The following is a 12,221-nucleotide window of genomic DNA, read 5'->3' on the forward strand; positions in this document are numbered from 1 at the left end:
GCATGTTGTTCCGACGGTTGCCATCAGAGATGGCGGTGGGGTCCGCGTCGACTGATGACTTCGCTTTTGCCCCCCCCCCCCAAAGTCACCAGCGGGTCGTAGAGGTCGCCTAGGCGCTCACGCAGAGCGTCGCCAACCGTCGGTCGGACGGTTGGTGCGAACGACCAGGACGGCCGCAGCAGTGGTGGCGGGGGTGCTGGCCCTGGTGCTGATGCCCCTCGCCACGCCGACCGCCTCCGCAGCCCCCAGCGGCTCCGGAACGCCGCGGGCGGCCAAGTCGTTCACGCTGTCCATGGTCGAGGGCGAGGGCACCCTGACCCTGCGGGGCGGCGAGCCCCGCCAGCTGGAGAACCCCACCAGCGTCTCCGGCACCGTCGACGCCGCCGACCCCGAGGCCCTCGACACGGGCACCGGAGCGGTCACCAACGGTTCCTTCACGACGCCCGAGATGCACATCCAGCAGCGGCTCACCGCGCCACCCGATCCGGTGACGGCGACGGTCTACATCGACGCCACCTTCACCCAGGTGACGCCGGGCAACCTCACCGGCACGGTCGACGCTGAGGGGACCGTCACGCTGTCGACCGCGCTGCGCGTCGACCTGCACGTCGAGGTGGGCCGCAACCCCACCCTGATCACCACCGACTGCTCCAGCTCCCCGGTCAACCTGACGCTCGGCTCGCCGGACGGACAGCCGTGGAACCCCGAGACGGGTCAGGTCACGCTGTCGAACGGCAACTTCACGATCCCCGAGTTCGGCAACTGCGAGGCGAACGTCCAGGGCGCCATCAACGAGCAGCTGGCCGGCCCCGGCCACGCCATCTCGCTCGCCCTCGAGGGCGACCTCCCGCTGCCCGAGAACGAGCGCGAGAAGACCATCACCGACCTCGTCGTGACGCCCGAGGGCGGCACCCGCGTGGGCCAGGACGTGACGCTGGCCGCCACCGTCGCCCCCGGTCCCGACGTCACCGTCGACGACGACCCGACCGGCATCGTCGAGTTCCGCGACGGCGCCCAGGTGCTCGACACCATCCCCTTGGAGGCCGACGGCACCGCCGAGCTGGTCACCGACCGCCTCGGAGCCGGCACCCTCTCACTGACCGCCCGCTACCTGGGCGACCCCGTCTTCGGGCGCAGCGGCTCCGATCCCGTGACCCACGTCGTCTCGGCCAACCCGGCCCTGACCTGGGACCTGCCGTCGACGGTGGAGCTGTTCGGGGCACCGACGGACTTCACCGTCGAGGCCACCAACACCGGCCTGGGCCGACTGCTCGCGAACACCCGCCTGGACGTCACCCTTCAGCGGGCCCAGGGCACCCAGAACATCGCTCCGGTGGGGACGGACCCTCGCATCGTCCTCGAGCAGGTCGACGGCGACACGGTCACGCCCATCCCGCTGACCGTGGCGGGCACCGGCTCGAACCAGACGCTCACCTGGTCCATCGGCGCCGGCACCGGTGTGCCCCTCGCCCCCGGGACCACCCTCGAGGAGATGCTGCGGCTGACCTTCCCGAACGTGGGCACCGCGTCGCCCACCGCCTGCGGCAACACCAACCGCCTGTGCCCCGGCCCGTTGAAGGTCACGTTCGCCATCCAGCTGGTCGACCCCGGCACGGGCGCGATCACCGACACCGTCGCCTCCGAGACCGGACAGACCGTGATGGTCGAGGCCGCCCGACGCGTCGCCACCATCGCCGCGGGCAACGTCGGCATCCCCCCGGTCGTCCCGCCCATCCCGGCCATCTCCCCCCACACCGTGCGGGCCGGCAACAACATCTCCCTCAACGCCTTGTTCGTGGGCCCGAACGTGGGCGGGGTGGGCCCGACCGGGACGATGAGCTTCAGCATCGACGGCACGCCAGTCGGCGTGCTGCCCCCCCAGGCGGGGCTGTCGGCCGGCTACCAGCTGTCGGTGGCGTGCTGCAGCAACCCCAACTACTCGGTTCCCGTGCCGCGGAACATCCCGGCGGGCGCCCACACCCTCGAGCTGCGCTACTCGGGGAACGACATGTTCCTCCCGGCCATCAACAGCTTCACCTTCCAGGTGGCGCCCTCGTTGGGCCCGATCTACGAGTGCGAGCGCACCCTGCTCGGGGTCAGCTACGTGGGCCGGGCCAACGTGGTCGTCCAAGGCTCGCTCCCGGCCACCGTGGCCGCGGGTGACACCGTCCCGGTCAGCCACCCCACCCTGCGGATGCTGCTCGACCGCGGGCCCAGCGTGACCAACGCCCTGAACGAGGTGGTCAGCGAGTACACCGGCATCGAGGTCGTCTACAACGTCGACGGCACCAGCACCTCGACGGGAGCCACCCGCACCAACAACACTCGCATGACCGCGGCGGGCGACCCGGACCAGGTGATCGAGCTCCCGGGCCTGGCCATGGCCGTCACCATCGACGGCGACCCCGGTGAGGTCGTCCCCGTGACCATCGAGGAGTTCCGGATCACGTTCGATGGCATCGGGGCCGCGCTGACCTGCAAGCCCCTGGGCGACACGGCCCTCGTCGACACCGTGACCGTCGCCGGCACCACCCTGTCGGTCACCCCTGGCGGCCCGGTGCGCAGCGGGGCCGCGGTGACCCTCGAGGCCGCGGCGGCGCCCTTCTCGGGTGGCGTGGTCGAGTTCCGTGACGGGACCGACACCATCGGGGTCGTCCCGGTGAACGCCGAGGGCGAAGCCACCATGGTCACCACGGCGCTGGCCGCCGGTGAGCGGTCGTTGACCGCCCGCTACTTCGGTGGCTTCGCCGTCCCGTCCACCACCTCTGATGTGGTGGCTCTGACGGTCGTGCCCATCGACTGCGCGCCGTTCGTCGGGGCGGGCAACGGCAACGTGGTGCGCCTGGTGTACATGGATCTGCTCCACCGCTGCCCCGACCAGGCCGGCTTCGACCACTGGAAGGCCCGACTCGACACGGGCACGCCGCGCGCCGTCTTCGCCCGCGCCATCTCCAGTTCGGCCGAGGCCCGCGGGGTCATCGTGGATGACGCCTACGAGATGATGCTGGGTCGCCAACCCGATGTTCCGGGCCGGGCCTACTGGGTGCAGTGGTTGGGGGAGAACGGCCGGTATGACGCGCTGGTCGCCAGCCTCGGCGGGTCGGAGGAGTTCTGGCGGCTCGCCGGGAGCACCGACGAGGGCTTCGTCGAGCGGGTGTACCAGCGGATCCTGCTGCGGGCCGCGGACCCCGACGGCCTCGCCTACTGGGTGGGTCGTCTCGAGGGTGGCATGGCGCGTCGGGCTCTGGTGAGTCGCTTGGTGAACCTGGATGAGCCGTTGGGTCGCCTGGTGGACGATTCCTACGCCGAGATCTTGGACGGGGTGCCGACCAGCGCGGAGCGTTCGGAGGGGATCGCCTACCTGCGCGCCACCGGGAGCCGGTCTGGCCTCCACGCCCGGTTGATCGGCAGCCAGGCGTTCCAGGACCGCGCTCAGGGGCTTCCCAACTTCGATTGACGCCAGCTCTGCTGATCGGGTCCGCCTCCCTGAGGCGGTCCCGATCAGCGTTCGGTGCACCGGCCTGTCGTGCGGGTGCACCGGTTGAGCCCGGGTTGCTCTTCCTGCCGGGAGCGAACCGATCAGGCTCACAGCTCGACCGCCCGCACCCGTCCCCCCGGGTGCGGGCGGTCGCGGTTCTGCCCCATGCCATCGGTCCGTTCGGACCTGTGCCACGCTCGGGGTGTGGCCGAGGTCTCCGATCCCGACGACGACCGCCAGCGAGCGGAGGTGCCGGCGGCCACCGGGGCCGGGCCGGGCACCAGCCGGCGAGCGGTGCTGGCCGGGGGGTTGGCCGGGGCCGGGGTGGCCGCGGCGGTGGGGTTGGCCCTGGGGCGCGACGGGGAGACGGAGAGGCCGGCGCCGTTGCCGGCGGGCACGCCGCCCGGGGGGTGGCGGGACGCCAGCCGGGACCACGGGGCCCGGGGCACCGGCGAGGGCGACGACCGGGCCGCCCTGCAGGACGCCATCGACGGCGCCGCCAGCGGGGGGACGGGACGGGCCCGGGGCGGCGTGGTCCACCTGGGGCCCGGCGTCTACCCCATCAGCGGGAGCCTGCACCTGCGCACCGGCGTGACGCTGTGGGGGGCGGGGCCGGCCACCGTGATCCGGCTCCTGCCCGGGCCTGACGAGCCGGCCATCGTCATCGAGAGCGACGCCGACGGCACCCCCGTCTCCTACGCCGCGGTGCGCAGCCTGACCCTGGACGGCTCCACCGGTGACCAGAGCAAGGGCCGCCACGGCATCGCCATCCGCAGCGACAACAGCGGGTCGCGCACGCCCTACACCGGCAGCGACTCCTTCCCCCTGGTGGCCGACGTGTGGGTCGTCTACTTCGGGGGCCACGGCCTGGCCATCGGCGTCGACCCCGAGGGGGGCACGGCCAACGTGCGGGGCGCCCGCGGCGATCGGGTCACCGTGTTCGAGTGCGCCAAGGCGGCCGAGGGCGGCGACCGGGCCGGCATCTTCGTGGCCGGCTCCGACGGGTCGTTCGTGGCCTGCGACGTGGCCGGGTGCGGGGGCCCGGGCTTCGACGTGGTCCGGGCCAACAACCGCTTCGACGGGTGCAAGGCCTACTTCAACCGGACCGAGTTCCGCATCACCGGCTCACGCAACCAGCTGGCCAACTGCCAGGCCCAGGACGGCTTCGGCGACGGCTTCGTCCTGGGCGACGGGGGGGAGCCGGTCCGAGGCCTGTCCCTGGCCGGGTGCCAGGCCGACTCCAACGCCGGGGCCGGCTTCCGCCTGGACAGCGTGGAGGCCTCGTCGCTCAGCGGCCTCACGTCGTTCGTGCGGGAGGGCGTCGAGCCCGGCGGCCCCGGGGTGGTCATGGCCGGCACCAGCCGGTGCCTGGTGTCGGGGACGGTGGACGGCTTCCCCACTGCGGTCGAGGGCCGCAACGCCGACGGCACCACCCACCTGGTGACCTGATCGCAGTCGGACACGTCCGCCCTGCCCCGCCGGTGGACGCTCACCGTCTCTCGCCCGACCGGGCGAGGGGGACGCGAGAAGGCCGGGCCCCGAGGGGCCCGGCCTCCTGTTCGCTGATCGGCCCACCCTCACGACGGGTCGGGCCGGGGGATCAGCTCGCCGGCATCAGCACCGTGTCGATGAGGTGCACGGTGGCGTTGGCGGTGGCCACGTTGCCGCACACCACGGTGGCGTCGCCGTTGATGGTGAAGGTGTCGCCCTCGCCCTCGATGGTGTCGGTGGCGCCGTTGAGGGCGGTGACCTCGCCGGCGGCGATCAGCTCGTCGATGTCCATCTTCCCCTCCACCACGTGCATCTGGAGGACGTCGGTCAGGGTGTCCATCTGCTCCGGGTCGGTGGTCAGGCTCTCGACCGTGCCCTCGGGCAGGGCCTCGAAGGCCGAGTTGATGGGGGCGAAGATGGTGTACTCGGCCGAGGTGTCGTTGAGGGCGTCGCCCAGATCGGCGGCGGTCACCGCGGCGACGAGGGTGGAGAGCAGGGGGTTGTTGCTGGCCGCGGTGGCGGCCGGGTCCTGGGCCATGCCGGCGCTGCTGCCGTCACCGTCGGCGGGGATCTCCGAGCAGGCAGCGCCCACCGGCTCGGCCACGTCGCCGCTCATGTCGTCACCGGACATGTCGTCGCCGGCCGTGGTCTCGGAGCCGGAGTCGCCAGCGGTGGTGGCGGCGTCGTCGGACTGCTCGGTGGTGTCGCCGGCGCTGGTGTCGTCGCCACCGTCGTCACCGCAGGCCGCGGCGACCAGGGACAGGCAGGCCAGCAGGGCCAGGAGGGAGAGCAAGGGCTTCTTGGTACGCATGGGGAGGGGTTCCTCTCGAGGGTGGGGGGCGACCTCTGGTCACATCCGGCGTCCCCGTCGGGGGGCGCTGGGGTGGGTTCGGGGCTCGACACGCCGCGGATGGGTCCGGGGCGGATGTCGGGGCTCGACGCCTCAGTCCCCGATGGTCATGCGGACCTTGTGCCACCCCGTGGCCCCGCTGGGCAGGGGGGCGCGGCGCTCCTCCGGCTGGGTCTCGCCGCGGCCGTCGGTGGCCCGCACCTCCAGGGTGTGGCCCCCAGGAGGGGCGTCGTCCCAGCGGTGGGTCCACTGCCGCCAGGTGTCCTTGTTCAGCTCGTCGGACAGCTCCACCTCGATCCACTCCTCGCCGTCGATGCGCAGCTCCACCTTCTCGATGCCCCGGGTCTGGGCCCAGGCCACGCCGCCGATCATGAGGGTGCCGGCCGGGTACGTCTTCAGGCTGCGGGGGGTGTCGATGCGGCTCATGGTGCGGATGGGGGCCTGCTCGGCGTAGCCCCGGGGCACCCAGTAGCTGTCGAAGGCGTCGAAGGTGGTCAGCTCCACCTCGACCAGCCACTTCACCGCCGAGAGGTAGCCGTAGATGCCCGGGGTGACCAGCCGCACCGGGTAGCCGTGGCTGAGGGGGAGGGGTTCGCCGTTCATGCCCACGGCCACGATGCAGTCGCGGTCGTACGCCGCCTCCAGGGGGAAGCCGCCGGTGTAGCGGTCCTGGGAGCGGCCCACGATCTGGTCGGCGCCGGCCCGCACCCCGGCCTCGTCCAGCAGGTCGCGCAGGGGGAAGCCCAGCCACCGGGCGTTGCCCACCAACTTGTCGCCGATCTGGTTGGAGATGCAGGTGAGGGTGATGTCGTACTCCTGGAGCTCGCGTCCCACCAGCTCCTCCCAGGTGATGTCCAGCTCGTCGTCGACCATGCCCGTCACCTTCAACCGGTAGCTGTCGGTGGTCAGCTGCGGGATCCGCAGGGCGGTGTCGATCCGGTAGAAGTCGCGGTTGGGGGTGATGAACGGGGCCACGCCCTCGGGGTTCGGGGCCACCGCCCGGGTCACCGGGGCGAGCGGGTCGGCCGGGCGGGGCAGGGTGAGAGCGGCACGATCGGCGGCGGCCGAGCTCCGGCCCTGGAGGCGGCGGCCGGCGGCGGCGGCCGCCCCGGCCAGGACCACGGTGGTCCCCGCCCCGATCAGGAACCGGCGCCGGGGCGGGAGCTCGTCCGGCGGGCGGACGCCGGGCTCGCCGGCCACCAGCACGCCGGTGACGGCCGGGGCGCGGTCCGGGTCGTCGGCCCCACCGCCGGGGCCCGGGAGGATGGGCCCGGTGTCGGTGGTGGACGGCGCCGCCCCGGCCTCCCCTGCCGTGGCCTCGACGCCGGCCCGGGGGGGCAGGGCCGGAGGGCACAGCACGGCGATCACGCCCACCGCCGCCATCGCCCCCAGCAGCGATGGCCACACCGCCAGGACCAGGGAGATGGCCTCCTGGCGGCGGGTGGCCAGGACGCCGAGCAGGGCCACCGCAGCCACGATGCCGGCCGCCATCTTGGGGAGGCGCCGGGCCAGAGGGCCCAGGGCCATGCCCAGGAGGAGGAGCAGGACCAGCGTGCCGATGATCAGGGCCGGCTTGTCGTTGGTGCCGAAGGTGTCGATGGCGAAGTCCTTCATGGGCTTCGGGGCCCGGTCGATCACCTCGCCCCCCACGGCCACCACCGGCGACCCGGCCGAGGTGACGATCCCGCCCACCAGCTCGCCCACCGCCACCCCGGACGCCGCGGCCAGCAGGCCGGCCAGCACGGCCCGCCCGGTGCCCGGCGAGGGGCGGAGCCGGGCCAGGCGGGGGTGGGCGGGGTCGGGGCGCGGAGAGGTCACGTCCGGGGTTCGTGGCCGCCGGCCCGGCGGACTGGCCGTGTCGACCGTCGGCTAGCGCAGGCGCCAGGGGCGGGGGGCGGCCCCGGTGGCCAGGGTGGCCACCCGGACGGCGGCCTCGGCCTCGGCCTCGGGCGACCGGTGGCGGTTGGCCACCGCCCAGGCCGTGGCCCACAGGGCCCACACCTCGTCCAGGCCCTGGTCCCGGGCCACCTCGGTGAGGGGAGCGCCGTAGGCCGTGTCGAAGGCGGCCCGGTCCGAGGGGGGCCGCCCGTACCAGCGGGTGCCGGCGACGGTGGGGGCGGCGTCGTAGGCCCGCGGCCCCCAGCCGGCCAGCTCCAGGTCGATGGCCACCGGGCCGTCCCGGCCGACGATGGCGTTGCCGGCGTGCAGGTCGCCGTGGACGACGGCGCCGGCGCGCAGGTGGTCGGCTCCGGCTCCGGTGGTGGCGGCGTCGGCACCGCCCATCGCCTCGGCGGCGTCCCGCCAGACGTCCTCCAGGCGGGTGGCCTGGCTGCGGAGGACGGCCAGCTCGCCCTCGCCGGTGGCGCCCACCTCGACGGCCACGGCCACCTGGGCCAGGGCCGCGCCCACCGGGTCGCAGAGGGTGATGCCCCGGGGGTCGAGGCCGCTGGTCGAGCGGTGGAAGCGGGCGGCCAGGGCGCCGAGGGTGGCCGGGGCGACCTCGGCCGCGGGGTCGACGGGCGCCACCTCCCGCCACGCCGTCACGGCCCAGCCGTCGATCAGGGCCGGGCCGGCCAGGCACCGGGTGGCGGGGACCCCGGCGTCGGCCAACAGCCCGGCCATGGCCACCTCCCGGCGGGGTCCGTCCAGCCCGTCGGGGCCGGCCACGGTCAGCACCCGCGAGGCCGGGAAGCGCACCACGTGGCGGCTGGCCGCCCGGATCTCCTGAGCGTCCTCGGGGTCGAGGCCGAAGGTGGCGGCCAGCGCGTCGAGGCCCGGCGGGGGAGCGCCCGCAGGCACGCCGGCCGGGCCGTCGGCCGGGCCACCGTCGGGCGGGCCGGGGCTCACGTCAGGGGGCCGACCGGGAGCGGATCCAGTCCTCCACGATGCGGCCCAGCACCGGCAGGCTCACCGTCGACGAGCCGAGCACGGCGTCGTGGAAGCCCTTGATGTCGAAGGCGTCGCCCAGGGCCTCGGTGGCGTGCTGGCGCAGGCGCAGGATCTCCCGCTGCCCGATCTTGTAGCTCAGGGCCTGGCCGGGGATGGCCAGGTAGCGGTCGACCTCGACGGTGATCTCGTCGACGCCGACCGGCATGTGGGCGGCCATGAGGTCCACGGCCTGCTGGCGGGTCCAGCCCAGGGCGTGCATGCCGGTGTCGACCACCAGGCGGCAGGCCCGCCAGGCGTCGTTGACCAGCATCCCGATGCGGTCGAGGTCGCTGGCGTAGAGGCCCATCTCGTCGGCCAGCCGCTCGGTGTAGAGGGCCCAGCCCTCCACGAAGGCGGTGTGGCCGAAGCTGAAGCGCTGGAAGGCGGGCAGGTCCGACAGCTCCGAGGCGATGGCCAGCTGGAGGTGGTGGCCGGGGATGGCCTCGTGGTAGGCCACCGAGGCGGTGTCGAAGCGGTTGCGCTCGCCGGCGTCGTGGGTGTTCACGAAGTAGGCGCCGGAGCGGCTGCCGTCGGCCGCCGGGGGGAAGTAGTAGGCGGCGGGGGCGTCGGCGGCCAGCACCCCGGGCACGGCCTTCACCTCGCAGCGGTCCACGGGCAGGCGACCGAACCAGTCGCCCATGGCCGCCTCGGCCGCGGCCACGCATCGCCGGGCGTCGTCCAGGGGCTCGTCGGGGCGGTCCGGGTCGTAGCGCAGGGCCGGGTCGCTGCGGAGCCGTTCGAAGATCTCGGCCCGGTCGGTGGTGCCGAACAGGCGGTGGCCGACCTCGGCCGTCCGCTCGTCGACCTGGGCCAGCTCGTCCAGGCCCGTCTGGTGGACGGCCCCGGGGTCGAGGTCGAGTCCGGTGTTGGACCGGATGAGGAAGCGGTACAGCTCGTCGCCGCCCGGGAGGTGGCTCAGGCCCGAGGAGTCGTCGGGCCGGGCTGCCGGCAGCAGCTCGGTGCGCAGCACCTCGGCGTAGCGGGCGAAGGCGGGCCGCACCACGTCCTGGACCGCGGCCCGGAGGTCGGCCCGCCAGGCGTCCTCGCCGTCCCAGCCCTCCGGCCCGGGGAAGGTGGTGAAGGGGTCGCTCTCCAGGGGCGAGGCCAGGTAGCCGTCGACCTGGTTCAGGGCTCGGGTGACCACGATGCGGGGCGGGGTGCGGCCCGAGGCCAACCCGGCCCGGAAGCGCTCCACCGCCCCGTCGAGGAGCTGGTCGGTCTTGCGGTGGCGTTCCACCAGGTCGAGGGCGTTCTGGGGCTCGGGCGCGTTGACCTGGGGGGCGGCGGTCAGGAGCCCGGTGGCCACCCCGTCCATCTGGTCGTAGCGCAGCTCCACCGTGCGATGGGCGATGTGGCCCAGGGCGTCGTCCAGGGTCTCGATCAGGAGGTCGCGGGTGACCCGGTCGGGGAGGCCCATCTCGTCGGTGGGCAGCTCGGCCACCCGGGCCCGCAGGTCCTGCCACCGGGCCTCCAGCTCGCTCTCGGCGGTGACGCTGACGTCCTCGATCTCGGTGTCGAAGCGACGGTCCCCGAGGAACGTGGCGTAGCTGGGCGCGACCCGCATGAGGGCCTCCCAGTACTCGTCGGCGAGGGCCCGGAGGGTGGAGGCGGTGGCGTCCGGCATCGCCCCATCATGCCCCGGTCTCCGGGACCGTCCGCTCAGGCGCCGCGGATGCCCCGGAGGCCGGCCCAGGCCAGGTTGGCCACCCGGTGGGCGGTGGCATCCGGGTCCGGGTCGGGGACGGTGTCGGTGAGGGCGTGGCGGCTGGTCACCTCGGCGATGCCCACGATGCCCCGGGCCAACAGGAGCCGGTCGGGCTCGGACAGGCCCTCCACGTCGATCAGCGCGGCCACGGTGTGGGCGAAGGCATCCTCCACCCGTACCAGGGCGTCGGTCAGGTCCCGGTCGCGGCGGCTGTCGGCCATGAACAGCAGGCGGAAGGCGTCGCGGTGCTCGCTCACGAAGCGGAAGTAGACCCGGAACCCGGCCTCGACCTGCTCCCGGGGCGAGTCGGCGTCCGCGGTGGCCTTGAGCACGGCGCTGGCCAGCCGGTCGGCCACGTCGTCGACCAGCTCCCGGTACAGGGCCCGCTTGGACCGGAAGTGCTGGTACAGCACCGGCTTGGTGACCCCGGCGGCCTCGGCCACCCGATCCATCGACACGCCGTGGTAGCCCTGATCGGCGAACTCGGCCTGGGCGACGTCGAGGAGTTGGCGGCGCCGGGCCGCGGCGGGGAGGCGGGGCGCCATGGCGGCACGCTACCGGCTGGTGCGGCCCGGCTCGGGTCCGGGGAACGGGGTGAGGGTGGCGGCCGGGGGCCCGGCCCGGCCCCGCCGATGGGCGGCCCGGGAGCCGTCGGCGCTCAGTGCTGGTGGGTGATGACCGAGCGGGCGACCTCGCCCGACTGCATGGCCTCGAAGGCCCCGTTGATGTCCTCGATGGAGATCTCGCGGCTGATGAGCTCGTCCAGCTTGAGCTCGCCGTCCTGCCACAGGCCGATGAGCTTGGGGACATCGCGCTGCACGTCGGCCGAGCCGTACCAGCAGCCCTTGATGGTCTTGTTCAGGTACAGGAACGTGAAGGCGGCGTTGAACGTGAGCATCACGTCCAGGGGGGGCACGCCCACCAGGATGGCCTCGCCCCCGGGGCGCAGCATGTCCACGGCCTGGGTGATGGTGGCCTGGAGGCCGATGACCTCGAAGGCGGCGTGCACGCCCTTCTGGGTCAGCGACATGACCTGGCCCACGGTGTCGCCGTCGTCGGGGTTCACCAGGTCGGTGGCCCCGAACTGCTTGGCCATGTCCAGCTTGGAGGCGAACTTGTCGATGGCGATGATCCGCTCGGCGCCGGCGATGCGGGCCCCCTGGATCACGTTGAGGCCCACGCCCCCGCAGCCGATGACGGCCACCGTGTCGCCCGGGCGGATGTCGGCCGTGTTGAGGGCGGCGCCCACGCCGGTGAGGACGCCGCAGCCGATGAGGGCGGCGATGTTCAGGGGCACGTCGGCGGGGATCTTGACCGTGCTGATCTCGGGGACGATGGCCTGCTGGCCGAACGTGCCCAGCGAGGCCATCTGGTGGAGGGCGGCCCCGCCCGAGGTCAGGCGGGTGGTGCCGTCCAGCATGCCGGCCGCGGCCGCGGTGGCGGCCTGGTCGCACAGGTAGGGCTGGCCCCGGCGGCACGGGCCGCACTCGCCGCAGCGGGGGACGAAGGACAGCACCACGTGGTCGCCGGGGGCGACGGTGCTGACGCCCTCGCCCACCTCCTCGACCACGCCGGCGCCCTCGTGGCCCAGCACGATCGGGGTGGGCAGGGGGATGGTGCCGTTCTGGACCGACAGGTCGGAGTGGCAGACGCCGGAGGCCTCCACCCGCACCCGCACCTCGCCGGGGCCGGGCGGAGCCAGCTCGACGTCGTCGCGGATCTCCAGCGGGGTTCCCACACCGGTGAGCACGGCGGCCTTCATGAGCGTC

At 73.9% G+C, this 12,221-nt stretch carries 8 protein-coding genes; 2 read left to right on the forward strand and 6 right to left on the reverse strand.

What is annotated here, in order from left to right; translation table 11 throughout:
* Positions 1 to 154 precede the first annotated feature (154 nt).
* The gene (locus VEW93_11940; protein ID HYI62502.1) at positions 155 to 3,457 is read left to right on the forward strand and encodes an Ig-like domain repeat protein; all 3,303 of its coding nucleotides are present in this window, start codon (positions 155 to 157) and stop codon (positions 3,455 to 3,457) included.
* Positions 3,458 to 3,682: 225 nt separating this feature from the next.
* Positions 3,683 to 4,927: a glycosyl hydrolase family 28-related protein gene (locus VEW93_11945; protein HYI62503.1), complete on the forward strand. Its 1,245-nt coding sequence runs from the start codon at positions 3,683 to 3,685 to the stop codon at positions 4,925 to 4,927.
* A gap of 151 nt (positions 4,928 to 5,078) precedes the next feature.
* Here VEW93_11945 and VEW93_11950 read toward each other — a convergent pair whose 3' ends face one another.
* The 6 genes from VEW93_11950 to VEW93_11975 all read right to left on the reverse strand — a co-directional run bounded on the left by VEW93_11950 (position 5,079) and on the right by VEW93_11975 (position 12,214).
* Positions 5,079 to 5,780, reverse strand: coding sequence for a fasciclin domain-containing protein (locus VEW93_11950; GenBank protein HYI62504.1), 702 nt, complete (start codon positions 5,778 to 5,780; stop codon positions 5,079 to 5,081).
* Between the two features lie 132 nt (positions 5,781 to 5,912).
* A complete protein-coding gene (locus tag VEW93_11955) occupies positions 5,913 to 7,637 on the reverse strand; it encodes a molybdopterin-dependent oxidoreductase (GenBank protein HYI62505.1) in 1,725 nt (574 codons plus the stop codon).
* Positions 7,638 to 7,688: 51 nt separating this feature from the next.
* Positions 7,689 to 8,666, reverse strand: a complete 978-nt coding sequence (locus VEW93_11960) for an aminoglycoside phosphotransferase family protein (GenBank protein HYI62506.1) — start codon at positions 8,664 to 8,666, stop codon at positions 7,689 to 7,691.
* Between the two features lies 1 nt (position 8,667).
* Positions 8,668 to 10,371, reverse strand: a complete 1,704-nt coding sequence (locus tag VEW93_11965; GenBank protein HYI62507.1) for a DUF885 domain-containing protein — start codon at positions 10,369 to 10,371, stop codon at positions 8,668 to 8,670.
* A 35-nt stretch (positions 10,372 to 10,406) separates the two neighbouring features.
* Entirely contained in the window at positions 10,407 to 10,997 is a 591-nt protein-coding gene (locus VEW93_11970; GenBank protein HYI62508.1) for a TetR/AcrR family transcriptional regulator, read from the reverse strand.
* A 113-nt stretch (positions 10,998 to 11,110) separates the two neighbouring features.
* A complete protein-coding gene (locus tag VEW93_11975) occupies positions 11,111 to 12,214 on the reverse strand; it encodes a Zn-dependent alcohol dehydrogenase (protein ID HYI62509.1) in 1,104 nt (367 codons plus the stop codon).
* Between the last annotated feature and the right edge of the window lie 7 nt (positions 12,215 to 12,221).

The organism is Acidimicrobiales bacterium (genome assembly GCA_035630295.1).
In the GTDB taxonomy this organism is placed as follows: Bacteria; Actinomycetota; Acidimicrobiia; order Acidimicrobiales; family Iamiaceae; genus Iamia.